The sequence below is a fragment of the Neomoorella stamsii genome, from assembly GCF_002995805.1.
GTDB classification, from domain to species: domain Bacteria; phylum Bacillota; class DSM-521; order Neomoorellales; family Neomoorellaceae; genus Neomoorella; species Neomoorella stamsii.
The window spans coordinates 95,405-121,198 of sequence record NZ_PVXL01000021.1 but is presented as its reverse complement, the minus strand read 5'-3'; the positions used below and the strand labels follow the sequence as shown (position 1 = coordinate 121,198).

27 protein-coding genes, 1 riboswitch and 1 other annotated feature are annotated in these 25,794 nt (G+C 57.6%); all 27 genes read right to left on the bottom strand.

The window, feature by feature from the left end:
• Positions 1 to 15: 15 nt before the first annotated feature.
• On the bottom strand, positions 16 to 2,505 hold the full coding sequence (gene leuS / locus MOST_RS02865) for a leucine--tRNA ligase (RefSeq protein ID WP_054936248.1): 2,490 nt from the start codon (positions 2,503 to 2,505) through the stop codon (positions 16 to 18).
• Positions 2,506 to 2,640: 135 nt separating this feature from the next.
• Entirely contained in the window at positions 2,641 to 2,988 is a 348-nt protein-coding gene (rsfS, locus tag MOST_RS02860; RefSeq protein ID WP_054936249.1) for a ribosome silencing factor, read from the bottom strand.
• Between the two features lie 3 nt (positions 2,989 to 2,991).
• A complete protein-coding gene (gene yqeK / locus MOST_RS02855) occupies positions 2,992 to 3,558 on the bottom strand; it encodes a bis(5'-nucleosyl)-tetraphosphatase (symmetrical) YqeK (RefSeq protein WP_054936250.1) in 567 nt (188 codons plus the stop codon).
• Between the two features lie 76 nt (positions 3,559 to 3,634).
• Positions 3,635 to 3,880 carry an RNA recognition motif domain-containing protein gene (locus MOST_RS02850; RefSeq protein WP_054936377.1) on the bottom strand — a complete coding sequence of 82 codons (246 nt, stop codon included), beginning with the start codon at positions 3,878 to 3,880 and terminating at the stop codon, positions 3,635 to 3,637.
• A gap of 45 nt (positions 3,881 to 3,925) precedes the next feature.
• Positions 3,926 to 4,543 carry a nicotinate-nucleotide adenylyltransferase gene (gene nadD / locus MOST_RS02845; protein WP_054936378.1) on the bottom strand — a complete coding sequence of 206 codons (618 nt, stop codon included), beginning with the start codon at positions 4,541 to 4,543 and terminating at the stop codon, positions 3,926 to 3,928.
• Between the two features lie 216 nt (positions 4,544 to 4,759).
• On the bottom strand, positions 4,760 to 6,016 hold the full coding sequence (locus MOST_RS02840) for a glutamate-5-semialdehyde dehydrogenase (RefSeq protein WP_054936251.1): 1,257 nt from the start codon (positions 6,014 to 6,016) through the stop codon (positions 4,760 to 4,762).
• 32 nt (positions 6,017 to 6,048) lie between these two features.
• Positions 6,049 to 7,227 (bottom strand): glutamate 5-kinase, encoded by a 1,179-nt coding sequence (gene proB / locus MOST_RS02835; RefSeq protein ID WP_054936252.1) that lies wholly within the window; start codon positions 7,225 to 7,227, stop codon positions 6,049 to 6,051.
• Between the two features lie 38 nt (positions 7,228 to 7,265).
• A complete protein-coding gene (gene obgE, locus MOST_RS02830) occupies positions 7,266 to 8,537 on the bottom strand; it encodes a GTPase ObgE (protein WP_054936253.1) in 1,272 nt (423 codons plus the stop codon).
• A gap of 476 nt (positions 8,538 to 9,013) precedes the next feature.
• Entirely contained in the window at positions 9,014 to 9,550 is a 537-nt protein-coding gene (locus tag MOST_RS02825) for a Spo0B domain-containing protein (RefSeq protein ID WP_054936254.1), read from the bottom strand.
• A gap of 105 nt (positions 9,551 to 9,655) precedes the next feature.
• The gene (gene rpmA / locus MOST_RS02820) at positions 9,656 to 9,925 is read right to left on the bottom strand and encodes a 50S ribosomal protein L27 (protein WP_054936379.1); all 270 of its coding nucleotides are present in this window, start codon (positions 9,923 to 9,925) and stop codon (positions 9,656 to 9,658) included.
• 33 nt (positions 9,926 to 9,958) lie between these two features.
• Positions 9,959 to 10,291, bottom strand: a complete 333-nt coding sequence (locus MOST_RS02815) for a ribosomal-processing cysteine protease Prp (protein ID WP_054936255.1) — start codon at positions 10,289 to 10,291, stop codon at positions 9,959 to 9,961.
• Complete coding sequence (rplU, locus tag MOST_RS02810) at positions 10,288 to 10,602, bottom strand: 50S ribosomal protein L21 (protein WP_054936256.1); 315 nt, start codon at positions 10,600 to 10,602, stop codon at positions 10,288 to 10,290. Before rplU ends, MOST_RS02815 begins: the two co-directional genes overlap by 4 nt.
• Before the next feature lie 8 nt (positions 10,603 to 10,610).
• Positions 10,611 to 10,687: a sequence feature (ribosomal protein L21 leader region), on the bottom strand.
• 40 nt (positions 10,688 to 10,727) lie between these two features.
• Entirely contained in the window at positions 10,728 to 12,416 is a 1,689-nt protein-coding gene (locus MOST_RS02805) for an Rne/Rng family ribonuclease (RefSeq protein ID WP_054936257.1), read from the bottom strand.
• Between the two features lie 132 nt (positions 12,417 to 12,548).
• Positions 12,549 to 13,253, bottom strand: a complete 705-nt coding sequence (locus MOST_RS02800; RefSeq protein ID WP_054936258.1) for a TIGR03936 family radical SAM-associated protein — start codon at positions 13,251 to 13,253, stop codon at positions 12,549 to 12,551.
• Positions 13,231 to 15,111 (bottom strand): TIGR03960 family B12-binding radical SAM protein, encoded by a 1,881-nt coding sequence (locus MOST_RS02795; protein ID WP_054936259.1) that lies wholly within the window; start codon positions 15,109 to 15,111, stop codon positions 13,231 to 13,233. Before MOST_RS02795 ends, MOST_RS02800 begins: the two co-directional genes overlap by 23 nt.
• Before the next feature lie 140 nt (positions 15,112 to 15,251).
• Positions 15,252 to 16,124, bottom strand: coding sequence for a M50 family metallopeptidase (locus tag MOST_RS02790; RefSeq protein WP_054936260.1), 873 nt, complete (start codon positions 16,122 to 16,124; stop codon positions 15,252 to 15,254).
• Positions 16,125 to 16,127: 3 nt separating this feature from the next.
• Positions 16,128 to 16,862 (bottom strand): M23 family metallopeptidase, encoded by a 735-nt coding sequence (locus MOST_RS02785; RefSeq protein WP_054936261.1) that lies wholly within the window; start codon positions 16,860 to 16,862, stop codon positions 16,128 to 16,130.
• A gap of 77 nt (positions 16,863 to 16,939) precedes the next feature.
• Positions 16,940 to 18,337 (bottom strand): [FeFe] hydrogenase H-cluster radical SAM maturase HydG, encoded by a 1,398-nt coding sequence (gene hydG, locus MOST_RS02780; RefSeq protein ID WP_208974825.1) that lies wholly within the window; start codon positions 18,335 to 18,337, stop codon positions 16,940 to 16,942.
• 44 nt (positions 18,338 to 18,381) lie between these two features.
• The gene (locus tag MOST_RS02775; RefSeq protein WP_054936262.1) at positions 18,382 to 19,158 is read right to left on the bottom strand and encodes a thiazole synthase; all 777 of its coding nucleotides are present in this window, start codon (positions 19,156 to 19,158) and stop codon (positions 18,382 to 18,384) included.
• A gap of 64 nt (positions 19,159 to 19,222) precedes the next feature.
• Positions 19,223 to 19,423, bottom strand: a complete 201-nt coding sequence (gene thiS, locus MOST_RS02770) for a sulfur carrier protein ThiS (RefSeq protein WP_054936263.1) — start codon at positions 19,421 to 19,423, stop codon at positions 19,223 to 19,225.
• Positions 19,424 to 19,801: 378 nt separating this feature from the next.
• Positions 19,802 to 20,449: a thiamine phosphate synthase gene (thiE, locus tag MOST_RS02765; RefSeq protein ID WP_244266994.1), complete on the bottom strand. Its 648-nt coding sequence runs from the start codon at positions 20,447 to 20,449 to the stop codon at positions 19,802 to 19,804.
• A 66-nt stretch (positions 20,450 to 20,515) separates the two neighbouring features.
• Positions 20,516 to 20,626, bottom strand: a riboswitch (TPP riboswitch).
• Between the two features lie 178 nt (positions 20,627 to 20,804).
• Positions 20,805 to 22,421: a chaperonin GroEL gene (groL, locus tag MOST_RS02760; RefSeq protein WP_054936264.1), complete on the bottom strand. Its 1,617-nt coding sequence runs from the start codon at positions 22,419 to 22,421 to the stop codon at positions 20,805 to 20,807.
• Positions 22,422 to 22,445: 24 nt separating this feature from the next.
• On the bottom strand, positions 22,446 to 22,733 hold the full coding sequence (gene groES / locus MOST_RS02755) for a co-chaperone GroES (RefSeq protein ID WP_054936265.1): 288 nt from the start codon (positions 22,731 to 22,733) through the stop codon (positions 22,446 to 22,448).
• 112 nt (positions 22,734 to 22,845) lie between these two features.
• A complete protein-coding gene (gene rodA, locus MOST_RS02750; RefSeq protein ID WP_054936266.1) occupies positions 22,846 to 23,982 on the bottom strand; it encodes a rod shape-determining protein RodA in 1,137 nt (378 codons plus the stop codon).
• 204 nt (positions 23,983 to 24,186) lie between these two features.
• A complete protein-coding gene (minE, locus tag MOST_RS02745; protein WP_054936267.1) occupies positions 24,187 to 24,483 on the bottom strand; it encodes a cell division topological specificity factor MinE in 297 nt (98 codons plus the stop codon).
• Between the two features lie 18 nt (positions 24,484 to 24,501).
• Positions 24,502 to 25,296 (bottom strand): septum site-determining protein MinD, encoded by a 795-nt coding sequence (gene minD, locus MOST_RS02740; RefSeq protein ID WP_054936268.1) that lies wholly within the window; start codon positions 25,294 to 25,296, stop codon positions 24,502 to 24,504.
• On the bottom strand, positions 25,289 to 25,768 hold the full coding sequence (gene minC / locus MOST_RS02735; RefSeq protein WP_083476540.1) for a septum site-determining protein MinC: 480 nt from the start codon (positions 25,766 to 25,768) through the stop codon (positions 25,289 to 25,291). The genes minD and minC overlap by 8 nt, the downstream gene beginning before the upstream one ends.
• Positions 25,769 to 25,794: the final 26 nt, after the last annotated feature.

Genomic DNA, 25,794 nt, shown 5'->3' with positions numbered 1-25,794 from the left:
AAAAAAATGCCACCTTTAGCTCGCCCGGCGGGCCACTACATTGACCAGCTTATCAGGCACCACGATGACCTTAACCACTTGCTGGCCGGCAAGGAGACTGGCCACCTTTTCCCGCTTTAAAATAAGCTTCTCTACCTCTTCTTCAGGCAGCCCCGCCGGAACCTGCACCCGGTCCCTCACTTTACCGTTGATCTGCACCACCAGGGTTACCTCCTGCTCCACCAGGGCCTCAGGGTCATAGGCCGGCCAGGGCTCCAGGTGGACGCTTTCCCGGCCCCCCAGGCCCTGCCAGAGCTCCTCGGCGATGTGGGGAGCAAAAGGGGCCAGCAGAGTTACCAGCTTCCGCAAAACCTCACCCATCAAAGGCAGGTTTTGTTCATTTGCCGGGACGGCGTCCTGGTAACGGTAACAGCCGTTGACCAGTTCCATAATGGCACTGATGGCCGTGTTAAAGTTAAAGCGCTGCTCGATATCCTCGGTAACTTTCTTTATGGTGGCATGGAGGAGCCGCCAAAGTTCGCGGTCGGCAGGTTTCTCAAAGGCCGGGGAGCCGCCGGCCTGGCGCACGGCGCCGGCGTAAGCAACTACCAGGCGCCAGACCCGGTTTAAGAAGCGGTAGCAGCCCTCCACCCCCTGGTCGCTCCACTCCAGGTCCCGCTCGGGAGGAGCAGCAAAGAGGATAAAGAGGCGGGCGGTATCGGCGCCGTAGCGGTCAATTATTTCCTCGGGGCTAACAATATTCCCCTTGGATTTGGACATCTTGCTGCCGTCCTTTAAGACCATCCCCTGGGTCAGCAGGTTCTGGAAGGGCTCCTCGACCCCTACCAGGCCAAAGTCGTACAGGGCCTTGGTAAAGAAGCGGGCATACATGAGGTGGAGGATGGCGTGCTCCACCCCGCCGATATACTGGTCCACATTCATCCAGTAGTCTACTTTATCCCGTTCAAAGGCCCGCTCCTGGCTGTGGGGGCTGGTGTAACGCAGGAAATACCAGGATGAGCAGACAAAGGTATCCATGGTGTCCGTCTCCCGCTGCGCCGGGCCACCGCACTGGGGACAGGTGGTGTTGACAAACTCGGGGCAGTTCTTTAACGGCGATTCCCCTGTCGGTTTAAACTCTACCCCCTCGGGCAGGATGACTGGCAGATCTTCTTCAGGTACTGGTACCAGGCCGCAGTGGTTACAGTAAATCATGGGTATGGGCGCGCCCCAGTAACGCTGGCGGGAAATCAGCCAGTCCCGCAGGCGGTAATTCACCCTGGCCTTACCTTTACCAATGCTTTCCAGGTAGGCAGTTACCTTCCCGATGCCCTCCCGGTTGGGCAGGCCGTTGAAAGGACCGGAGTTGACCATAATGCCGTCCTCGACGTAGGCGGCCGTCATGGTGGCGCCGTCAAGTTCCTGCCCCTGGGGCTGAATAACAACCTTGACCGGCAGGTTGTACTTGCGGGCAAATTCGAAGTCCCGCTGGTCATGGGCCGGTACCCCCATGACCGCCCCGGTACCGTATTCCATAAGGACATAGTTGGCAATCCAGATGGGCACCCGCTCGTCGTTAACCGGGTTTATGGCATAGGCACCGGTAAAAACGCCTTCCTTTTCCTTCTCGGTAGCCGTCCGGTCCAGATCGCTTAAATAGCGGGCCGCCTGAACAAATTGAGCTACTTCCTTTTCCTGAGGTTTCCCCGCTGCCAGCTTCATTACCAGGGGATGTTCGGGGGCCAGGACCATATAGGTAACCCCGTAGAGGGTGTCCGGGCGGGTGGTAAATACCGGTATTTCCTCGTCGCTGCCTTCCACCCGGAAAATAACCTCGGCGCCGGTGCTCTTGCCGATCCAGTTTTCCTGCATGATTTTTACTTTTTCCGGCCAGCCGGGCAGCTTCTGCAGGTCGCTCAAAAGCCGCTCGGCATAATCAGTGATGCGGAAAAACCACTGCTCCAGGTCTTTGCGCATAACGGGGGTATGACAGCGCTCGCAGGCGCCGTCAACTACCTGCTCGTTGGCCAGCACCGTGGCGCAGGAAGGACACCAGTTGACAGCGGCCTTTTTGCGGTAGGCCAGGCCGTGCTTGTACATCTGCAGGAAGAGCCACTGGGTCCAGCGGTAGTAGTTGGGGTGGCAGGTAGCCACCTCCCGGTCCCAGTCGTAGCTGATACCCATGGCATGGAGCTGGCGGCGCATGTTGGCGATATTGCTCCACGTCCACTCGGCCGGTGGGATCCCCCGGTGGATGGCCGCGTTTTCGGCCGGTAGGCCAAAGGCATCCCAGCCCATGGGATGGAGGACATTGTAGCCCTGCATGCGTTTAAAGCGGGCTACCACATCGCCGATGGAATAATTGCGCACATGACCCATGTGTAAATTCCCGGAAGGATAGGGAAACATCTCCAGGCAGTAAAACTTGGGCTTGTCGCTATCTTCCGTTACCCGGTAAAGGTCGCTTGCTTCCCAGCGGCGCTGCCATTTAGGTTCAATTTCCTTAAAATTATACCTTGCTTCCATAACCAGTCACTCCCAAAGTTTACCCTAAAATAACTGCGTACCAAGCTGGCATTGTTTTTGCTCGCTTCAAACAAATGCCAGCCCGTTATTTTAATCCTTCTGCTGGTACCGCATCAGCGGCATAGCTATCTTGTGCTAAACGGCATCTATCTTAATCACCCCGGCATCGCGCCAGAGGCGCTCCAGGTCGTAGAAACGGCGCTCTTCTTCCTGGAAGATATGTACCACCACCGCGCCATAATCAAGCAAGATCCAGCGGGCAGCATCCCAGCCTTCCCGGTGCAAGAGCTTTACCCCGGCTGCATCCAGGAGTTCCTCTACCCGGCCGGCAATGGCCTGGACCTGGGTTGCCGAGGTACCGCTGGTGATAACAAAGTAATCGGCAATGAGGGTAATCCCCCTGAGATCCAGGATGACCGGATCCAGTCCCTTCTTTTCTACCACTGCCCTGGCCGCCAGTTCAGCTACCCGGGCTGCATCCATTAATCAATAACCTCCCCTGGCCAGTAAAATGTAGTTGCGTGCCTCCACCGTGGCCGGGTGGAGGGGCTGTTCTTTATCCAGGACGTAAACAATACTGGCTTCCAAGGCCTTCAACAAAGCCGCCTCCAGGTCAGTTGCCGCTGCTTTACGAATGCCCTGGACACCGGCAAACTGGCGCCCGGGTTCAATGACATCCGCCAGGTAAATAATTTTATCCAGCGTCGTCATACCCGGCGCCCCTACCGTATGCCGGGCCACGGCCTGGAGAATGGCTTTATCGGTTATCCCCAGCTCCCGTTCCAGGAGCAGGGCTCCCACGGGGCCATGGAGTAAAACGGGTAGCCGCCTTTCCAAGTCGCAGGTTATGAGCCCGGCAGCCCCGGCCAGGTCCAGAAGTTCCCCTGGCGGTAAATCCCGGGCGTAATCATGTAACAGGCCCGCCAGGCGGGCCTGTTCCGGGTCAACACCGTTTTTTACTGCCAGTCCGGCTGCGGTATCAGCTACACCCAGGCTATGGCGGTAACGCCCTGCGGGCAGCCGTGCTGCCAAAAGTTGCAGGTACTTTTTCACTTTTTTAACCTCCGCCGGGCAGCTAACAAAAACCCCCTATTTGTTAAAAATAGGAGGTCAGGCTCAACTCCGGGTCTTACGAACGGGCCCGGGCTTCGTTGACGGTTAAGACGCGATTACCAAGTTCGGCGCCATTCATGGCGGCGATCATGCGGTCGGCATCGGCATCGTTAACTTCTACGAAACCGAAACCCCGGGACCGGCCCGTCTGGCGGTCGGTAATAATCCGCGCGCTCAACACTTCGCCGTGGGCCGCAAACGCCCTGGCCAGTTCTTCCTCGGTGGTGGCCCAGGGAAGGTTGCCCACGTACAGGGTACGCACCAATGCACTTCACCTCTTCTTTGATGTTAGTAGTAGTATATAGTCCTAGCTCTTTTCATATACGCCACAGTCCCGGGGCCGGTACAACCCCTGGCGGTGGATATAATCTTCTACTGCCTCCGGGAGTAAATATTTAATTGGTTTTTTATTTTGTACTCGCCAGCGGATATCAGTAGATGATATGGCCAGAGCTGGGACTTCGATGAGATGAATACGGTGCCTACCCTCAACCGGTAACATGGGTCTGGACTCCCCTAGCCGGTTCAACTGAAAACCGGGGCGCGTGGCGGCAATAAAATGGCACTCTTTGAGGAGCCTGTCGACATCCTTCCACGTCAAGATCTCCAGGATTGCGTCGGCACCGGTAATAAAGAAAAGCTGGACTTCCGGGCCGTAAAAGCGGCGAAACTCATATACTGTATCGACGGTATAGGAATAGCCCTCCCGGTCAATCTCGCTCCGGGATACTTCAAAGTAAGGGTTGCTGGCCGTAGCCAGGACCGTCATCTGGTAGCGGTGTTCCGGGTCACTGACCCGGTAGTCCTTTTTATGGGGAGGTCGCCCGGAAGGGACAAAGACCACCTTTTCCAGGGCAAATTCCCAGCGGGCGGCTTCGGCCGTTACCAGGTGACCGAAATGAATGGGGTCAAAGGTTCCCCCCATAATACCTACCCTCAAAGTGGAGGTAGGAGGTGGGATGTTGGAGGTGGAAAGCTGGTGGGAACTGGCTGAAGCCAGTTCTTGATTGAAGCCTGCTTTCCTGCCTTTTTCATCCCCTGCTGGTGCCGGGACACAGGTCCCGGCACGGACGTCTACCTGCCGGCCGTTATTAAATATGATCATCATTCCCTACCGGTCCCCACGCTGTTATTTTAACAATTACTGACGGATCTGTCCACTACCAAAGATAATATACTTAAAAGTTGTGAGCTGTTCCGGGCCCATGGGGCCACGGGCATGGAGCTTCTGGGTGCTGATGCCGATTTCCGCTCCGAAACCGAATTCATAACCGTCAGTGAAGCGGGTAGAAGCATTGACGTAAACGGCGGCGGCGTCAACCCGGGCCAGGAATTCCCGCGCCGTCTGGTAATTGCTGGTGACAATGGCCTCCGAATGTTTGGTACCGTAGGTATGGATATGCTCCAGGGCAGCTTCAAAGCTGTCGACCACCCGGATGGCCAGGATCAGGTCCAGGTATTCGGTAGCCCAGTCTTCTTCGGTAGCCGCTTCCGCCCAGGGGACAAGTTCCCGGGTGCGTTCGCACCCCCGCAAAACAACCCCCTTTTCCTTGAGGGCCTCCGCCAGGGAAGGCAGGAACTCTGCCGCCACCTTTTCGTGGACCAGCAGGGTCTCCATGGCGTTGCAGACGCCGGGACGCTGGGTCTTAGCATTGATAACGATGTTTCTGGCCATCTCCAGGTCGGCTGCGGCATCGACGTAGACATGGCAGTTGCCTACACCCGTCTCAATCACCGGCACCGTAGCGTTCTCCACCACCGTCCGGATGAGGCCGGCGCCTCCCCGGGGAATCAGGACATCCAGGTATTCATTGGCCCGGAGTAACAGGTTGACAGCTTCGCGGTCAGTAGTCTCAATTAACTGGATGGCCCCCTCCGGTATGCCGGCGGCCGTTGCCGCCCGGCTGATGACCCGGGTCAGGGCCCGGTTGGAATTAAAGGCCTCCGAGCCGCCGCGCAAGATAACGGCATTACCGGTTTTCAGACACAGGCCCGCCGCATCTACCGTCACGTTGGGCCGGGCTTCATAGATAATGCCGATCACCCCCAGGGGAACCCGCACCCGGCCAATCTGCAGGCCGTTGGGCCGCGTCCACATGGAAGTAACTTCGCCCACAGGGTCGGGTAACGCTACCAGTTCCCGCAAACTCACGGCCATGTCCTGGATGCGCTTCTCATTTAACAGGAGGCGGTCCAGCAGGGCCCGGGAAAGGCCCTTTTCTTTGCCGGCAGCCATATCCCGGGCATTGGCCTCCAGGATGAAATCCTTTTCCTCCTCCAGGGCCCGGGCCATGGCCAGTAGGGCTTCATTTTTCCTGGCCGTGTTTAAATTAGCCAGGGTACGCGCTGCTTCCCTCGCCAGCTTACCCTTAGCCTGCACTTCTGCGGCTACATTCATGGCAGCCACTCCTTTGTATATGAGATGTGAGTTCAAACCAGGACTATCATGTTATCCCGGTGTACGATTTCATCGTAATCTTTATAGCCTAAGATTTCGACAATCTCCTTCGTTTTCCTGCCCTGGATACGGCGAATGGCTGCGGCCGGGTAGTTGGACATACCCCGGGCAATTTCCTTGCCGTCGGGATCGATAATACTGATAATAGCTCCCTGGTCAAAGTCGCCGTAAACGGCCACCACCCCCCCCGGTAAAAGGCTTTTTCCGCCCTGGCAGATGGCCCTGACGGCCCCGGCATCCACCTGGACCTGGCCCTGGGTCCCCGGCCCGTAGGCCAGCCAGCGCTTGCGGGTATGAGTGCGGTGCTCCCGGGGGAGAAAGAGGGTACCTACCGCTTCTCCCCGGAGGACGGCGCCGATTCTTCCACCCTCCAGCCCGCTGGTGATCACTACCGGGATGCCGAAGCTGGTGGCCAGCCGCGCGGCCTGGAGCTTGGTAGCCATACCGCCGGTGGACCAGGTAGAACCGGCCCCCCCGGCCAGGGCTTCAATTTCCGGGGTAATTTCTGTAACACAATGGAGCAAAGAGGCATCTTTGTGGTTGCGGGGGTTGGCGGTAAAAAGGCCGCCGGTATCCGTCAGCAGGATTAAAATATCAGCGTCAACCAGGCCGGCCACCAGGGCCGACAGGGTATCATTATCACCAACCCGGATTTCGTCTACAGCTACGGTATCATTTTCATTGACTACGGGTACCACGCCCAGGTGTAACAGGGTGGCCAGGGTGTGACGGGAATTGAGGTAACGGCGGCGGTCAGCCAGGTCGTCCCGGGTTAAGAGGACCTGGGCCACCAGCAGGCCATAATCGCTAAAGAATTTTTCATACATGTGCATCAGCAGGCCTTGCCCCACGGCGGCAGCGGCCTGCTTTTCCGGCAGTGTCCGGGGTTTTTCCTTCAGTCCCAGGCGACCCATGCCGGCCCCCACGGCCCCGGAAGTAACCAGTACTACCTGGCGGCCGGCATTGACCTGGTCCACCAGTTCCCGGACCAGGCGCTCCATGCGTTCCAGGTTTAACTTGCCTGTTCTGTGGGTCAGGGTGCTGGTGCCTACTTTAACTACCAGCCTGCGGACCTGTTGTAGAGCCTCGCGGCACTCCCTCTCCGTCAAGGCCGTCACCCTTTCAAGAATAACTCTATTGCAGGCTGGCATTGGGTTCGCTCGCTTCCGACAAATGCCAGCCCGGTATTTTATTTTTCTTCCCTGTACTCAAACTCATATTTACCTATTCTTACCGTAGCGCCGGGGAAGACGCCGGCCCGGCGCAGGGCGTCCTCAAGACCCTTCTGCCGCAGGTAAACCTGGAGGCGGCGGACGGCTTCGGCGTTATCCAGGTAGGTCATGGCTACCCGGCGCTCGATTTCTCTATTTTTGACCAGGAAAACATTACCTTCCCTGGTTACTGTTATCTCTTCCGGGGCAAAAGTTGTCACCTTTTCTTCCCCTGGTTCCAGTAAAGGTGCCGGCGGTGGCAGGTTTTTGAGCATGCCTGCCAGGTGGTAAAGGAGGGCCTCAAGGCCAGCACCGGTGGCAGCTGCTATGGGAAAAATGTAGTAAGCCTCGCTTAAGCGTTCTTTAAGATAAGCCACTTTTGCTTCCCCGCCGGGGATGTCCATTTTGTTGGCGGCAATTACCTGGGGCCGCCGGGCCAGTTCCGGGTTGTAGTGTTCCAGCTCTTTATTGACAGCCTGCCAGTTATGCAGGACTTCTTCTGCCGGTAAAGATACGTCGAGGACGTGGACCAGGACCCTGGTGCGCTCGATGTGGCGTAAAAACTTTAATCCCAGGCCGGCGCCCTGGTGGGCACCTTCGATCAGGCCGGGTATGTCGGCCACTACAAAGGAGTTTTCTTCACCTACCCGGACAACACCCAGATTGGGGTTCAGGGTGGTAAAGGGGTAGTCGGCAATCTTGGGCCGGGCGGCGGATATACGGGAAAGCAGGGTTGACTTGCCGGCATTGGGCATGCCGATAAGGCCGACATCAGCAAGGAGCTTTAACTCCAGGATCAGCCAGCGTTCCTCCCCGGGTTCGCCCTTTTCGGCAAAAGCAGGCGCCCGGTCCGTCGGCGAGACAAAACGAGCATTCCCCCGGCCGCCCCGGCCGCCGGCAGCCACCACTACCCGCTGGCCGTCCTCTACCAGGTCGGCAAGGACCTGTCCGGTAGCGGCATCTCGGACTACCACCCCTACCGGTACCCTGAGGATGAGATCCGGGGCACTGCGGCCGTGTTTATTTTTCCCCTGGCCGTGCTGGCCCCGCTCGGCCCGGTAATGGGAGCGATAGCGGAAATCGACCAGGGTTCTTAAGGACGCATCGGCTTCCAGGATTACGCTGCCGCCGCGGCCGCCGTCGCCGCCGCTGGGGCCACCACGGGGGACATATTTCTCCCGCCGGAAGGCGACGACGCCATTACCGCCGTCGCCCCCGCGTACGTAAATTTTAGCTTCGTCATAAAACAAGGGGATAGCGCTCCTCCGAAAATAACTCTATCGCAGGCTGGCATTGTCTCGCTCGCACCAAAGCCCTTATGGAGCGCCCAGCACTCACTAAACTCAGGTAACTCCAAAGGTAGTGCGACTGCATAAACCGAAGAACTGATTGCTGTAACTTGGTTACTGTGAGTTCTGGGCGGCCTATTCGGCGTCCTTGCCTTTAGAATCCGGCCTTTAGTCCCTCTGTCCTCGGCCCCGCTTATCATCCCTCAGCTTCGCCTGGGCCGCTTCGCCACTCGGTAGAAGCTCACTCGCTTCCGACAAATGCCAGCCAGGCATTTTCATGCCCTCGCTGGTGGCGGCTCATCGCCATGAGAGGCTCCTCCATAAAATACCGTGTTTACTGGCTTTGTTTGTGCTCGCTCCAAACATAAGCCAGCCCGCTTGCTTTTACATAGTCGCAGGATGCGGTGACAAACATCACGGGCTGTTCTGGCCCCTCACTACCTGCTTCTCAAGAGCAATCCCATTTCTCCGGTTTCCGGTTCCCAGGTGAAGGGTATCTGCCGGCGCCCGGCCAAGCCTGCCAGGTAGTTTACTGCACCGGCAGGGACGGCTGCCGGTACTGCGGCTTTAAAGGACAGGTAATAGCCTTCCTCCACCTCACTCAGGCTAACCTGGAGGGTATTTCCCTCACCGGCCAGGGCCAGGGCCAGGTCCCAGGCGGCCTCCCAGAGGGTGAGGGCCTCTTTATCATCCACAGCCAGGTTCTCCATCGCGGTATGTACGGCTATTGTTAAGGTTATGCCCCGGGCAGCAGCCTGTTCCATTTTGAGAAGGCTTGCCAGGGCCAGTTCAGGTTGTTTCAGGCGCATGAGCCGGCCCACCTGCTCGATCTGAACGATTACCTCTTGCAAATATGATAAAGCCCGGTCACTTTTTTGCAGCTGGAGATAACCGGAGATCACCTGGAGGTGATTCAGGATGTCGTGTCTTTGCCAGCGTAGTAAAGATATCACTTCCGCGGCCTGCCAGGTCATTGCAGACACCTCGCCCCTTATTATTTTCGCATGCCAATGGCGGGGGCACCAGCTTTGAAGGGCCGGTCCATAGCAGAAACCCCTGGAGGTTTCCAGGGGTTCTTGTTAGCTGGCATAAACGCTGACCTGTTTCTTCTCGCGGCCTTTGCGTTCAAAATGGACAACGCCGTCAATCAGGGCAAAAAGGGTATCATCTTTGCCAATGCCGACGTTGCGGCCCGGGTGGATCCTGGTACCACGCTGGCGTACCAGGATATTGCCGGCCTTAACAAACTGGCCGTCCTGTCTTTTTACTCCCAGGCGTTTGGCCTCACTATCGCGGCCGTTCCGGGAACTACCTACACCTTTTTTATGGGCAAAAAGCTGTAAATCCATGATCATCTGGCCCACCCCCTTAGATTTCGGAAGTCAGATGTTTTTATATTCTACTGCTACATACTGTCTGTAATCGCTGGCTATAGCCTTCAGCCCCAGTTCGATGGTTTTGAGAATCACCCGGGCCTTCTCCTGCCCGGCAGGGCTTAAGCCTGCCGGTAATCGGCAGTCCAGGACACCATCCTGGATGCTTACCCCGGGTTCCTCTTCCAGATGTTCCTTCAGGCTCAAAACTGCCGTCTGGGCCAGGGCCGATACGGCGGCACAGACGATATCCTCTCCTTTAGGCCGGTAACCGGCATGGCCGGTAACGGTAAAACCCGTGAAAGTCCCGCCCGTTCCCTGCCAGAAGACAACCCGGATCATTGCATCTCAATTTTTTCAATCCGTAACCGCGTATAGGGCTGGCGATGACCCTGCTTGCGCCGGTAATTTTTCTTGGGCTTGTACTTGAAAACAATTATTTTCTTGCCCTTACCCTGGGCCTCTACGGTAGCGGTAACTTTGGCCCCGTTCACATAAGGGGTGCCTACCTGCAAATCAGCGCCTTCGCCGACGGCCAGCACCTTATCCAGGACTACCTTTTCGCCTGCGGCTACCGGTAGCTTTTCTACCCGGAGGACGTCGCCCTCGCTAACCCGGTACTGTTTGCCACCGGTCATAATAATGGCATACACCTGAATCCCTCCAAGCTAAGACTCGCCGCCGCCAGGTACCTGTTAGAAGGGTTTTAAAACCTGCGGCGAGCGGTTTAAAACTCTGGTGCAGCTTTCTGCAGTGTAACACATCTTCCCAGTCCCTGTCAAGCATCGGCTAAGAGCCGCGCCCGGGCAAAGGTGCGGTAAACCCGGGTAACCTCCACCGGCACTTCCTGGCCGAGGTAAGATGCGCCGCCGGGTATATCCAGGACAAAGCCGTCCACCCTGGCGATGCCATCACCGCCGTTGACCGTGTGCACCCCTTCAATGGTAACTTTAAGGACCTGGCCGGCTTTGACGGGGGTGGCCAGGTTGTTGATTTCGTCCAGGTCAAAGAGTTCCCGCACGTTTACTTCTTCCAGGTGGAAATTTTCCTTGCCCTTGATGATCAGCTTTTTTCCGGCCCGCCGCTCCAGGAGGCGCAAGTGGGCTCCCCCTGAGCCAATAAGCAAAGAAGCTACAGCCGGATTGGCCTCCACCAGCAGGGCCCTGGCCCGGCTCCCTCCGGCCAGTTGCAGGACTTTTTTCCTGGCCTGGAGGGCTACCGTTTCTTCCGACAGGACCTTGCCCGTACCGTGACAATAGGGGCAGTCCTGCTGCAGCACATTTCCCAGTTCCAGCTGGTCTTTTTTCCGGGTCATTTCCAGGAGCCCCAGGCGGGTAAAACCCAGGATCTGGGTTTTGGTTTTATCCCGGGCCAGTTCTCTTTGCAGGACTTTTATTACCTGCTCCTGGTGGGCGGGATTTTCCATATCGATGAAGTCGACGATAATGATGCCGCCGATGTTGCGCAGGCGTAGCTGGCGGGCTACTTCCACCGCTGCTTCCAGATTTGTCGTCAAGACCGTGTCGGCCAGGTTGTGGCGGCCGACATATTTACCCGTATTAACATCAATGGCCGTCAGGGCCTCCATCTGGTCAATAACGAGGTAACCGCCGCATTTAAGCCAGACTTTGCGCTTCAAAGCCTGTTCCACCTGATTTTGTACACCATAGAGGGCAAAAAGATCGGCGCCATCCCTTAACACTACCCGGCGCCGCAGGTCTGGTGCCCGTTCGGCCAGGATCTCAATAACCCTGTTGTAGGTATCCCGGGAATTGACCAGGAGCCTGCTGACATCTTCCGTGTATAAATCCCTTAAAATACGTAAAGAGAGTTCCACATCATGGTGGAGCAGCCGCGGGGCTTTGCTCCGCCGGGCCATCTCGCGAATACGTTTCCAGGTCCGGTTTAAGGCCCTGCTGTCTTCCCGGAGTTCTTCCAGGCCGGCGCCGGCGGCTGCCGTGCGGACGATTAACCCCACGCGGCGCGGTTTAACCGCCCGGGCCAGGGTTTTCAGCCGCTCCCTTTCCTCTTCACTGCCGATGCGGCGGGAGATGCCGATATAATTAACCGTGGGCATGAGGACCAGGTAACGCCCCGGCAGGGTAATCTGGGTAGTGACCCGGGCACCCTTGCTTCCCTGGGGTTCTTTGACCACCTGGACCAGGATCTCCTGGCCTTCCCGGACGACGTCGCTTATACGCCGCCGGCTGCGGGGGGGGATTTCGCCCTCCAGGACTTCCAGGCCGGTAGTATCATCAACAAAAAGGAAGGCGTTCTTCTCTAGACCAATATCCACAAAGGCAGCCTGCATGCCGGGTAAAACGTTGGCCACCCGGCCTTTATAAATATTGCCCACCAGGCGCGCTTTGGCGGCCCTTTCCAGGTATATCTCCATTAAGCGGCCGTCCTCCAGGACGGCCACTGCCGTCTCCTCGGCATCAACCTGGATTAAGATTTCTTTGTTCACCCATCTCTACCTTCTCTAAATCGGGAGTCGGAGACAGGAAATCAGAAGTTATAATTCCCATAGGAACTGGCTACGCCAGTTCCAGATTAAATCCTCCATATTCCCCTATCTCCATTTTCGTGCAAGGGCTCGCTAGTCCCCTGCAAGTAGCCCTTTCCCAGGTGTTTTTATTTCCGTTGCGGCGATAGATTCGGGGGCCAGGAGGGCATCGCCCCGGCGGATAAAAAGGCCGGTACGGGTTACCCGGTAGGGGCTCTCCAGGGCCATGGCACTTACGACCTCTTCCGGGCGGACAACCCCCCGGGAGCTACACTCGAGGAGCATCTCCAGGGCGGCTTCCGGCTTTACGGCCAGCTGGAAAACACCCGGCCGGATGTCCTTGACCCTGGCGCCATTTTTGCCCGGCCGGCTCACCTGGACCTCCGGGCGGGAGAGGAGCGCCTCAGCCTTCTGCTGCAAAATTTTTGGGTCGGGCGGCTTCTCCCAGGCAACCCGGTAGGTAGCAGCATTTATAATGGCCGTCAGGGCCGGTGCCTGGTCGGGAATGGCAAAGACCAGCAAGATTTCCAAACCTGCCGGCAACTCGGCCTGTAGCTTTTCTTTGACTTCGGCCGGGTCAAGGACCACAGTCAATTCCATGTCCAGGTATTCCGCCAGGCTCTCTATCCCTACCGCCAGGGCCGGGCCGAAGGCCAGGCGCGGGTGGGGGTTAAAGCCGTGGCTATAGGCCAGGGGAAGCCCGGCCCGGCGCATGGCCCGTTGCCACAGGCGGAGCATCTCCAGGTGGCCCAGGAAAACCGCCCGGCCCCCCTTGCTATATTTTACCCGTAACCGCACTATCCCGGGGCCCTCCTTTCAGGATAAGGTCAACCCCCAGACCGGGACAAACGCCACAGCCGGTGCATCGCCCCGAACGGCAATCAACCGTTACCCGGCCCTCATAGGCCCGCCGGCGTTCCCTTTGTAAGAAGTCCTTGGCTATCCCAAAGTCCAGGTGGTCCCAGGGAAATACCTCATCTTCCCGGCGTAGCCGGCAGGCATAAAAGGCCGGGTCCAGGCCTGTTTCCCTGAAGGCCGCCTCCCAGCAGCCGTAATTAAAGTATTCCGACCAGCCCTCTAATCTCGCCCCCCGGCGCCAGGCCGCCACAATCGCCTTGCTCAAGCGCCGGTCGCCCCGGGAGAGAACGGCTTCGATAAAGCTGACCTCTGCCTCATGCCAGTTAAAGCGCAGTCCCGGCCCTCTAAGGTGGGAGCGCAGCAGTTTTTGCTTTTCCTTAATTACTTCCACCCGGTCCTGGGGTTCCCACTGGAAGGCCGTCCAGGGCTTGGGGACAAAGGAGGAAACGCTGACGGTGACCGTCGGTTTTCCCCCCGGCGCCAGCTTCCTCCCCTGGTCCAGGATGCGTCGCGCCAGGTCTACAATGCCCAGGAGATCCTCTTCCCTTTCCGTGGGTAAACCCAGCATAAAGTATAGTTTGATGGCCTGCCAGCCGGCCCGGAAAGCCTCGCCGGTGGCCGTCAGGATATCTTCCTCATTCACGCCTTTATTAATGACATCCCGCAGGCGCTGGCTGCCCGCCTCGGGGGCAAAAGTGAGGGTGCTTTTACGTACCCGTTGGACGGCTTCCGCCAGGCGGACGCTGAAGGCATCCACCCGCAAAGAGGGCAGGGAAACGCTGACGCCCTGATCAGCATAGGTAGCTGCCAGGGCCCGCGCTAGCTCCTCCACCCGGGAGTAGTCGGCCGTGCTTAAAGAGGTAAGGGATATCTCTTCGTGGCCGGTGTGGCGCACCAGCTCTTCCGCCTGGCGCAGGAGGATGGAGAGGTCCCGTTCCCGTACCGGGCGGTAAATGGCCCCCGCCTGGCAAAAACGGCAGCCGTGGGTGCAGCCCCGCATGACTTCCAGCATCATGCGGTCATGGATGACCTCCAGGAAGGGGACAATGGGTCGGGTGGGAAAGTAGGCCTCATCCAGGTCCGGGATCACCCGCTTGCTAATTCGCTGGGGTACCCCCTCCTCCCGGGGTACTACCGCGGCCACGGTGCCGTCGCTATTATATTCTACTTTATACAGGGAAGGTACATAAAAGCCGGGCAGATTGGCTATGACCTTTAAAACCCGGCGGCGGTCGTTAATTGCCCCTTCTTTTTTTAACCTGTCCACCAGCGCCAGCAGCTCGGGTAAGGCCTCCTCGCCATCACCCAGGAGAAAAGCATCAAAAAAGGGAGCCACCGGCTCCGGGTTGGCCGCCCCCGGCCCCCCGCCGATAATTAAAGGATGCTCCGGGGTCCGCTCCGAAGCCTTAAGGGGTATACCGGCCAGGTCAAGGATATTAAGAATTGTAGTATAACTCATTTCATACTGGAGGGTAAAGCCCAGGACGTCAAAATCAGTTAAGGGCCGGTGGGATTCCAGGCTGAAGAGGGGTAGATGTTCTTCCCGCAGCAGGGCCTCCAGGTCCGGCCCGGGGGCAAAGGCCCGCTCCATAAGCATCCCAGGCCGCTCATTGACGGCGCCGTAAAGGATGGCCAGGCCCAGGTGGGACATGCCTACTTCATAAAGGTCGGGGTAAACAAAAACCATGCGGGCGGGATTTTCTTCCCAGTCCTTGTGAATAGCATTCCACTCCGTCCCCAGGTAACGGGCCGGTTTGGTAACCCTGGTTAACAACTTTTCCCAATCAATGTCCTGCAATTCCTTCGCCTCGCGCTGCTCAATTTCCTGGTCATTAGTATAGCAGGAAATGAGAAAAAAATATACCCTAAAGGTTTTCTATCCCGCGCACCAGGCAATGGGTATTGTAACAAATAGAAAAAGGCGGGGCAAGGCCTGCTCTACTTCCGCAGCAGGGCATCCAGGGTATTATTCCCCCCTTCCAGGAGTTCCTGCAGGATTTCCGTTTCCGTTAAGATACCTTCCAGCCGTCCCCCTTTACCGATGACTGCTACCAGGTTGAAGGAACGGTGGGAGAAGGAGCGCGCCACCCTGGCCAGGGTAAGACCCGGGTCGGCCACCAGCCAGAAGACCTTGCCGGCTTTAAGTTTATTTTCTTTACCCCGCTGCCGCCAGAAATCCTGCCAGAACATATAGGGCGCCACCTCCCCTTCCCGCCGGGCAGCGTAATAGATAAAGAGGGCCAGGGCCAGGCCCTGGAGATCCACCAGCCGGAAAAAAAAGCCGGCGATACTCCCCAGGCCCAGGAGGAGGGCCAGGACCTGGCCTCCGTAAACTCCTTCCACAGTCGCCCGGTACAGCCCGGTGTACTTCGCCCTTAAGGCCCGGTAGATACGCCCCCCGTCCAGGGGGAGGCCCGGCCAGAGGTTAAAAAAGCCCAGGATAAGGTTGACCTGGCGAAAAAAAAGGAGCCCGGCCGGCTCAAAGTTAAGCAACAGGCCAAAAAGGGTTATCCCCAGGGCCAGGAAGAAACTGGCCAGGGGGCCGGCCAGGGCGATCAGGGCTTCGTCCATAAAACCCCGTCCCGGAGGCCGCGTCAAGCGGGCCACCCCACCAAAGGGAAAGAGTTCCACGCTCTTGACCTGCCAGCCGAGGCGGTGGGCCACAAGGGCATGGCAGCCTTCATGCCAGGCCACAGCCGTAAACAAGAGTAAGGCCTGGGGTAAAACCCCCACGAGAAAATAAAGGCCCAGGAGGAGCAGGAAATAATCGTTGCAAATTATCTCTGCCGTCCCCAGTCGTCCGGCCCGCATGGTTTACATCTTACCAGGTGCTGTTAATAAGGTAGTGGGGTCCACCGGGCGGCCATCCTGCCGTACTTCAAAATGGAGCTGGGCCACCGGTCCTTGGGCCAGGGTGGCAATTACGCTGCCCTTTTCCACTGCCTGTCCCTGGCTTACTTTAACCTGGCCCAGGGTGCCGTACACCGTGACCAGTCCCCGGCCATGATCTATTTCCACCACCAGTCCCAGGGCAGGGTCCTCCCCGGCCCTGATGACCTTCCCCGCCAGGGCGGCCCGGACAGTTGATCCACCCGGGGCCTGGATATCGATGCCATTATGGAAATACTGCTGGCCGGCGGCAACCATCCAACCGTAGGGGCGGCTGATATTCCCCGAAAGGGGTACAGCCATGGCCGGCAGGGCCGGGCTGGCGGTCACCGGGACAGCACCTGCTCCCGGCGTGAAGGAATGGAAAACCCAGCGGTCGTAGGCATCCAGCCACATCCCTGAACGTACCAGTTGGGCTACGGCCTGGGTATAGTCCGCCGCCGGGTCGGCCAGGTAATGGCGCAATCCCAGCTGCAGGGGCTGGACCACGGGGCTGTCCAGGCGAAAAAGTATGGTTAGGGCCAGCCATAACAGGCCGGCAAAGATCCCCTGCCGCAGCCAGCGGCGGGGAAAACGCGGCGGCGGTAAGGCCCGCCCCGGTCCTGGCCAGCTACCCAGGGGTGCCCCTTTAATTTCTTCCCAGTCCCAGCTATCCCGCACCTTGCGTCCCCCCGGACAAGCATTTTTCTTTTACTATATATATGCCTGGCCGGCGGAGGTATGACTAAATGCAAGTGCTAGAAATGTAAATCAACCTCCCCCCGGCGGGTTCGCTCCAGGCGCTCCATGGTCTCCTCCCGCAAGTTGCTATCGTCAATGGTGGCCAGGGCCGTGGCAATAGCCCTTTCACCGGCAGCCTTTAACTCCGGCGGCGCTTTTGTTACCAGGTACTCCTGGAAACTTAAGATGGCATTGGGCAGGCAGAATCGCTGGATGTCACCTTCCCGCGCCAGGCCGATAAAACGTTTACCGGTACGGCCGGAGCGGTAACAGGCGGTGCAAAAACTGGGCAGGTGACCATGTTCCAGCAGCATGGTTACCATGGTGGGCAGGGAGCGGTGGTCGCCCACTTCAAACTGGGCTGCCGGGTCTTCAGCTTCAGCGTAGCCGCCCGGGCTGACACAGGAACCGGCGGAAATCTGGGATACGCCCATATCCACCAGTTCATCGCGGAGTTCCGGCCGCTCTCTGGTAGTCAGCACCAGGCCCACATAAGGTAAGGCCAGGCGGTAAACGGCAATTACCTTGCGGAAATCGGTATCGCTTAAAGGATGGGGAACCTCAGTTAAGGCTGCCCCCAGGGCCGGCCGCAGCCGCGGTACCGACATGGTATGGGGACCGGCGCCAAAGGCCTGTTCCAGGCTGCGGGCATGGCTGATGGCCGCCAGGACTTCAAAACGGTAATCATAGAGGCCCAGGAGCGGCCCCATGCCCACATCGCCAAACCCGGCGGCCATGGCCCGGTGCATGACCGTCAGGCGCCAGCCGTAGTCGGCCTTGGTACCTGTGGGATGCATGACCCGGTAGGTAGCGGGGTGGTAGGTTTCCTGGAAACACTGGTAAACGCCGGCCCCGGCCAGCTTCAAGCGGCGAAAGCCGGCTACCGTCTGGGGAGCAACGTTAAGGTGGACAATACGCAGGGGTGAATAGCGGTAAACCGCCTCGACAGCCTGGCAGAGATAATCAACATCGGTACCCGGCCGGCCTTCCCCGGCGACCAGGAGGACGCGCTGGAAGCCCTGCTCAGCCAGGGCCCGGGCTTCTTTACCAATTTCCTCCGGGCTTAAAAGCTTGCGTTTCAGGTCACTGTTATCCCGGCGGAAGCCGCAGTAGAGACAGTTATTACTGCAAAGGTTGCTGATATACAGGGGAGCAAAAAGAACTAGTCTCCGCCCGTAAACCCGCTCTTTAACCTCGGCTGCCGCCCGGTAAACCTTTTGCAGCATGGCGGCATCTTCTAAATTAAGGATAGCGGCTGCTTCTTCCAGGCTTAAACCCTTTAAAGAGCGGGCCTTACGTAAAATGGCTTCCAGGGCCGCTCCTCCGGGGGGCGGCGTTGCCAGTAGGGCCTCGATGGCTTCCCCATCAACTATCTCCTTCAGCTCACCCTCATATTCATAGGCCGGTACACTCACAACAACCACCTCCGTAAAACAGAAGTCAAAAACAGGAAGTCGTGCTAACTGCGGCCAATCATGCCCTCGGTAGGACTGCTGGGGCTGGCATAGGTTTTCTTGGGTATCCTGCCGGCGAGATACCCCATCCGCCCGGCAATTACTGCCTGGCGCATAGCCGCGGCCATGAGGACAGGGTCGCGAGCCTCAGCAATGGCCGTATTGATCAGGCAGGCCGAGGCGCCGATTTCCATAGCCAGGGCGGCGTCGGAAGGAGCGCCGATGCCGGCATCGACTACCACCGGGACATTGACGCGGTCGATGATGAGCTTGATGGCATCAAAATTGGGCAGGCCCTGTCCCGAACCTATGGGGGAACCCAGGGGCATAACCGTAGCCGCCCCGGCTTCCACCAGGCGCCGGGCCACGACTACGTCCTGGGTGGTATAGGGTAAAACAATAAAGCCTTCCTGGACCAGGATGCGGGTAGCCTCAATGGTAGCCACAGGGTCAGGTAAAAGGGTTTCCTGGTCGCCGATAACCTCCAGTTTAATCATATCGGAAAGGCCGGCTTCCCGGGCCAGGCGGGCCAGGCGCACCGCTTCATCGACGGTAGCGGCCCCGGCGGTATTGGGTAAGAGAGTGATCTTCTGCAGGTCCAGGTAATCCAGGAGGGATGGTCCCGGGGACTGGAGATTGATCCTGCGCACGGCTACCGTTACTATTTCCGCCCCTGAGGCAGCAATGGCCTGCTGCATGAGTTCCATGGTGGCATACTTGCCGGTCCCTACCATTAAGCGCGAATTGAACTCCCGTCCGGCAATGACAAGTTTATCGTCCATATTTATCCTCCTTCACAAGTTTCCTTTTTCTAAAGCTGCACTTACTGGACTCCTCCGGTGGACATCAGCCTCCCCCTACAAAGCGGATGATTTCCAGCTCATCACCTTCCTCAAGAACAGTTGTCGCGTAATCCTGCCTGGGGACAACCTGCCGGTTGCGTTCCAGGGCCAGGTAACGGCTCTCGATGCCTAGCTCCTGGAGAAGTTCGGCAACCGTCAGCCCGGCTGCTACCTCCCGCTCTTCACCATTCACCTTCAGGCGCATAATAATATTGCCTCCCCGGAAATAACTCTGTCGCAGGCTGGCATTGTCTCGCTCGCTACCTGTGCCCTCTCGGAGCGGCCAGCACTCAACTCAGACAGTATCTTTGTGAGTTTAGTGCTGGCTCAGCCTCGGGCTCGGGCGCCCAGCACTCACTAAACTCAGGTACCTCCAAAGGTAGTGCGATTGCATAAACCGAAGAACTGGTTGCTGTAACTTGGTTACTGTGAGTGCTGGGCGACCTATTCGGCATCCTTGCCTTTAGAAGCGGCCGAAGGCCTTGCTGTCCTCGGCCCCGCTTATCATCCCTCGGCTTCGCCTGGGCCGCTTCGCCGCTCGGTAGAAGCTCGCTCGCTTCCGACAAATGCCAGCCCGGTATTTTCATGTACTCGCTGGTACCGGCTGGTACTGCACTACGCACCTCTTACTTAGGGCCTGCTTTAATTCAGCTACAGCCCGGGCCGGGTCGGGAGCAGCCATAACGGCAGACATGACGGCCACGCCCCTGGCCCCGGCAGCAAGGCATTGCGGAGCGTTGGCGGCATTGATGCCGCCCAGGGCGATAATTGGTATACCAACACTGGCTACAACTTCCCGCAAGTGTCCCAGACCCCTGGGGGGAACTCCCTCCTTGGAAGCCGTGGGAAATACATGACCGAACAGCAGGTAATCAGCGCCGGCCAGCTCCGCTTCCCGGGCGGCCGCCACGCTGTGCACGGAAACCCCCACGATTTTGCCGGGCCCTAAAAGCCTGCGGGCCACGGCCGGCGGCAGGGAGTTCTCGCCCAGGTGCACCCCGTCGGCGCCGGTGGCCAGGGCCACATCCAGGCGGTCATTGACCAGCAGCCGCGTTCCCGGCGGCAGGGCCTGCTTTATATCCCGGGCCAGGTGGTAAAGCTCCTTGCCGGGTAAATCCTTTTCCCGCAGCTGCAAGTAATCGACACCGGCCAGCTTGGCAGCCAGGTCTACCAGGGACCTGGCACCCGCCAGGCGGCGGTTGGTAATGACATATAGCCAGGCCAGGGGCAACACCTCCGTAAATTCAGATGTTTTGCTTCCAATAAAAAACCGGTGTGCCTCCTTTAGGAGGTACACCGGTTGTAAACGTTCACTCTCCCTCCGCAGGCATTACCCTGATCAGGTCAACGGGTCAGGTGCTCACTAGCCCTTTCTCAGCCCCTAACAGGAGCTCCCCTGTTAAGTTTTTTATAATTCTACTATTGACAGATTCTTAACGCAAGGGTTATTTAAGGTTATTTCCGCCGTATATTCCCACTTTACGCAATCACGTCTTTACAGGCGGTGATTTTCACCCGCTTTTATACTTCCAAACCGGAGGATGAAAAAGCGCCTGGAGGACATCACCTCCAGGCGCTTTTCTACCTTAGTAATCCATCCCGCCGGGCGGCATGGGAGGCGTCTTTTCTTCCTTGGGTATCTCGGCTACCAGGGCCTCGGTGGTCAGCAGCATGGCAGCAATGCTGGCCGCATTCTGCAGGGCGCTGCGGGTAACCTTGGCCGGGTCAACGATACCGGCTTTCACCATGTCAACATACTGCTCGGTGACAGCATCGAAGCCGATGCCGGGCTTTTCGTTGCGCACCCGCTCCACGATAACCGAGCCTTCCAGGCCGGCGTTGGCCGCGATCTGGCGCAGGGGTTCTTCCAGGGCCCGTTTGATGATGCGCACACCCACGGCCTCATCGCCTTCGGCCTGGAGTTTTTCCACTGCCGGGATGCAGTGGACCAGGGTGGCGCCGCCGCCGGGGACAATACCTTCCTCAACAGCAGCCCGGGTAGCGGCCAGGGCGTCTTCCACGCGGTGTTTTTTCTCCTTGAGCTCGGTCTCGGTAGCCGCACCGACACGGATGACGGCTACGCCGCCGGCCATCTTGGCCAGACGTTCCTGTAATTTCTCGCGGTCGTAATCGGAATCGGTTTCTTCAATCTGCTTCTTAATCTGGGCAATGCGGCCGTCAATGGCCTCTTTCTTGCCGTAACCTTCGACAATGGTGGTCTTTTCCTTGGCAATCTTGACCTTCTTGGCCCGGCCCAGCATGTGGAGGTCGACATTCTCCAGCTTGACACCCAGGTCCTCGGAAATAAAGGTGCCGCCAGTCAGGATGGCAATATCCTCCATCATCGCCTTGCGGCGGTCGCCAAAGCCGGGGGCCTTGACAGCAGCGCAGTTCAGGGTACCGCGCAACTTGTTAACCACCAGGGTGGCCAAGGCTTCGCCCTCGACATCCTCGGCAATGATGACCAGGGGTTTACCCGTACGGACTACCTTTTCCAGCAGGGGTAACAGGTCATTGATAGCCGAGTTCTTCTTTTCATGGATAAGTAGATAGGGTTCTTCAAATTCGGCTTCCATGGCCTCGGCGTTGGTAACAAAATACGGCGATACATAACCGCGGTCGAATTCCATACCTTCCACTACTTCTACGGTAGTGGCCGTCCCTTTGGATTCTTCCACCGTGATGACGCCGTCTTTACCAACCTTCTCCATGGCGTCGGCAATGAGTTCGCCGATACCCCGCTCATTGGCGGCAATGGAGGCTACATGGGCAATGCTTTCCTTGGATTCTACCGGGATGCTCATCTTCTTAATTTCATCCACCACAGCTTCCACAGCCCGGTCAATGCCCTTCTTGATGAAAACGGGATTGGCACCGGCGGCCACATTTTTCAAGCCTTCCAGGACAATAGCCTGCGCCAGGACGGTAGCAGTGGTTGTCCCATCACCGGCAACATCATTGGTCTTGGAAGCGACTTCCCGGCAGAGCTGGGCACCCATGTTCTCATAGGGATCTTTCAGCTCAATTTCTTTAGCTACGGTAACCCCGTCCTTGGTAATGACCGGGGAACCAAACTTGCGTTCTATGACCACGTTGCGGCCCTTCGGTCCCAGGGTGACTTTCACCGCCTGGGCAACAGCGCTGACACCCCTTTCCAGGGCGCGCCTGGCTTCCGTATCAAAGGCCAGCTGTTTGGCAGCCATGATTTCTACCTCCTTTAAATTCCTTTATTTTTCCTTAATAGCCAGGATATCGCTGTCACGGATGATCAGGTATTCCTGGCCTTCGTACTTGACTTCAGTGCCACTGTACTTGGCAAAGACTACTATGTCACCGACCTTTACTTCCGGCGCTACCCGAGTACCGTTTTCCAGGATCTTGCCCGGCCCGACGGCCACTACTTCCCCTTCCTGGGGCTTTTCCTTGGCAGTATCCGGTAAAACAATACCCCCCTGGGTTTTTTCTTCGCCGGTCAGGACCTTGAGAACGACCCGGTCGGCAAGCGGTTTGAGCATGAAAACTCCTCCTTTCACAGCATTTAGGAGTTGTTAGCACTCACCTCAGGCAAGTGCTAACAGCCAATTATTAATATACACAAGGGGTTCTCCCTTGTCAATAGGAATAACCCTAAAAAAGAATTTTTTGCCGGCGCAGGTTAACATTGAGAACCAGCCCGAGGGCCAGCATATTGGCCAGCATGGCGCTCCCCCCGTAACTAAAGAGGGGCAGGGGTATCCCCGTCACGGGCATAATACCTGTGGTCATGCCCACATTAACCAGGATATGAAAGGTAAACATGGAGGCCACGCCGCTCACCAGCAAAGCGCCAAACATATCCTTAGCCTGGGCAGCAATCCGGATCATGCGATAGAGGAGCAGGAAATAAAGGGCGAGAATACCCACGGTGCGGACGAAGCCCAGCTCTTCCCCGACTACCGAGAAGATAAAGTCGGTATGGTGCTCCGGCAGGAAATTGAGCTGCACCTGGGAACCCTGGCGAAAGCCGACCCCCCACCACCCGCCGGAGCCGATGGCGATCTGGGACTGGATGACATGGTAACCGGCACCGGTACCGCCCTGGCCGTCGTTATAGGGATTGAGGACTACCACCAGCCGGCGCAGCTGGTAATCCTGCAGGGGCAGCGGCAGGCCAAAATGGAAGTGGGCGTAAAGGGCCAGTCCCACCAGGAGGAGACCACCGCCGGAAATTAATAATAACAGCCTGGGGTTGGCCCCTCCTACATACAACATGCCAAAAAGGATGGCCAGTAAAACCAGGGCCGTACCCAGGTCGGGCTGTTTTAAAATTAGCAGCATGGGTACAGCAACATAGGTAAAGGGTAAGATTAAATCCTGCCAGCGGTTGAGTTTGCCCTGGCGTTTATCCAGGAAGCAGGCCAGGGTAATGACCGTTATGGTCTTGGCAAATTCGGAAGGCTGCAGGAGAAAAGGCCCGAGGTTGATCCAGCGCTGGGCTCCCTTGGCTTCATGGCCAATGAGCATGACTGCGGCCAGTAAAATTAAATTCAGGACATACAGGGGCAAGTGATAGCGTTTCAGTTGCGCGTAATCGGTAAGCAGTACCAGGGTTAACCCTGTGAGGCCAATAAAAATCCACGTCAGCTGCTTTTTAACATAGTAATAGGGATCTGTTGCCACGTTGGCCGCAGCACTGCTGAGAACAGCCAGGCTGATCAACAACAGGGCAATAATGCTGCCCACAAAATAATAATCGAGGTTACGCCAGAGCCGGCGCTCAAACATTATTTTCCCCTGCCCTTAACGGAAATCGGAATGCAGGAAGTCGGTATCAGGTTGCGGATAATCGCCTATCGCCGCCGCTTTTGGCGGCGCGTCTCCATGAAGGGAGCCTCAATTATTATATAACAGCAAAACAGGTCAGGCTATAACAAAATAGGGCAACTTTAACGTCAAAAGGAAATCCCCCGGCAAATCCGGGGGATACTTTCACGCTTTCACGGCCGTCTCCGGGCTGGTCTTAAAGGTTCGCTTGACCCTCAGGATGGGGATGTTGGCCACCAGGGCCACGGAATCATTTTCCTGATTCAGGCTGACCTCCAGCCCCGTAGTATCAATATCCAGGTATTCAGAAATGACGTTGATTAAATCGTTTTTCAGGGCTTCCAGCAGGTGGGGGGAAACACCGGCCCGGTCATGGACCAGCACCAGGCGCAGGCGTTCCTTGGCAATTTTTTTGCTGGCCGTAGTATCCCGCCCGAAAAAACGCAGTAAAAATTCTAACACCCCGCTTGCGCCCCCTTCCTAGTCCAGGCCTATCAGTTTCCGGAGCCTGGCCATAAAGCCACTCCCGGCTTCCCAGTTCAAGAAGGGAACTTCTTCTCCTAAAAGGCGGCGGGAGATATTTCGGTAGGCCTGGCCGGCCCGGGAATGCCTGTCCAGAACAGCCGGTTCGCCGCGGTTGGTGGAAATAACAATATACTCGTCTTCCGGCACCACGCCGATGAGGTCAATGGCCAGGATCTCCAGCATATCCTCGATATCCATCATATCGCCTTTGCGCACCATATCCGGCCGCAGGCGATTGATAATCAAGCGCGGGGCTTCCATTTCGGCTGCTTCTAAGAGCCCGATAATGCGGTCGGCATCCCGGACGGCGGCAACTTCTGGCGTTGTAACCACCAGGGCCTTTTCCGCCCCGGCGATGGCATTTTTAAAGCCCATCTCGATACCGGCCGGGCAGTCAATCAACACAAATTCATATTCCTCGCGTAACTGGGCCATCAGGTCGATCATTTGCTGGCGGCTGACGGCCGTCTTGTCCCTGGTCTGGTTGGCCGGTAAAAGGTACAGGTTCTCCAGCCTTTTATCTTTTATTAAAGCCTGCTTTAAACGGCAACGGCCCTCGACGACGTCGAGAAGATCATACACAATCCGGTTTTCCAGGCCCATGACCACATCCAGGTTTCTTAAACCAATATCCGTATCAACCAGAACAACCTTCTTCCCCAGACTGGCCAGGCCGGTACCGAGATTGGCCGTAGTAGTCGTTTTGCCAACCCCGCCTTTACCGGAAGTGATGACAATCACTTCACCCATTTTGTTCCTCCTCTTCCTGGATCATGCTCCTGCTTAGCCATCGCTTTTCACCGCCGGGCTGGTATTTTTCAATGACGACTGCTTCATCCTGGACGCGGGCGATTTCTGGTTCTCCCGTTCCATTCTGGCCTTCATCATCAGGAGCCCTGGTAATGTAGCCGGCAATCCGCAGCTGGGTAGGCTGGAGCCGGAAGGCCATGACCACGGCCTTTTCATCGCCCTCAGCCCCGGCATGGACTACTCCCCTTAAGGTGCCCATGACAATGACATGGCCGCTGGCCACTATTTCCCCGCCGGGATGGACGTCGCCCATGACTACCACATTACCGGGGTACTTGAACCTCTGGCCGGAACGCACCGTCCGGCAGACCAGAAAGGTGTGGTTGTCCGCCCCCGGTCTCCCCCTGGCAGCCGGTATCACTATCCCCTCTCGGGTGCCTGCCCCGGTGTCACCACCAGTTGAAGAAAACACGCCTCTTCTCCTCCTTGGTACCGGGC

Coding starts and splice junctions, on each gene's coding strand:
- leuS (WP_054936248.1), bottom strand. CDS start 2,505: ATGGAAGCAAGGTATAATTTTAAGGAAATTGAACCTAAATGGCAGCGC.
- rsfS (WP_054936249.1), bottom strand. CDS start 2,988: ATGGATGCAGCCCGGGTAGCTGAACTGGCGGCCAGGGCAGTGGTAGAA.
- nadD (WP_054936378.1), bottom strand. CDS start 4,543: ATGGGGGGAACCTTTGACCCCATTCATTTCGGTCACCTGGTAACGGCC.
- MOST_RS02840 (WP_054936251.1), bottom strand. CDS start 6,016: ATGAATGTAGCCGCAGAAGTGCAGGCTAAGGGTAAGCTGGCGAGGGAA.
- proB (WP_054936252.1), bottom strand. CDS start 7,227: ATGCCAGCCTGCAATAGAGTTATTCTTGAAAGGGTGACGGCCTTGACG.
- MOST_RS02825 (WP_054936254.1), bottom strand. CDS start 9,550: ATGACCTGGCAGGCCGCGGAAGTGATATCTTTACTACGCTGGCAAAGA.
- rpmA (WP_054936379.1), bottom strand. CDS start 9,925: ATGGATTTACAGCTTTTTGCCCATAAAAAAGGTGTAGGTAGTTCCCGG.
- MOST_RS02815 (WP_054936255.1), bottom strand. CDS start 10,291: ATGATCCGGGTTGTCTTCTGGCAGGGAACGGGCGGGACTTTCACGGGT.
- MOST_RS02790 (WP_054936260.1), bottom strand. CDS start 16,124: ATGCGGGCCGGACGACTGGGGACGGCAGAGATAATTTGCAACGATTAT.
- MOST_RS02775 (WP_054936262.1), bottom strand. CDS start 19,158: ATGGACGATAAACTTGTCATTGCCGGACGGGAGTTCAATTCGCGCTTA.
- thiS (WP_054936263.1), bottom strand. CDS start 19,423: ATGCGCCTGAAGGTGAATGGTGAAGAGCGGGAGGTAGCAGCCGGGCTG.
- groL (WP_054936264.1), bottom strand. CDS start 22,421: ATGGCTGCCAAACAGCTGGCCTTTGATACGGAAGCCAGGCGCGCCCTG.
- groES (WP_054936265.1), bottom strand. CDS start 22,733: ATGCTCAAACCGCTTGCCGACCGGGTCGTTCTCAAGGTCCTGACCGGC.
- rodA (WP_054936266.1), bottom strand. CDS start 23,982: ATGTTTGAGCGCCGGCTCTGGCGTAACCTCGATTATTATTTTGTGGGC.
- minD (WP_054936268.1), bottom strand. CDS start 25,296: ATGGGTGAAGTGATTGTCATCACTTCCGGTAAAGGCGGGGTTGGCAAA.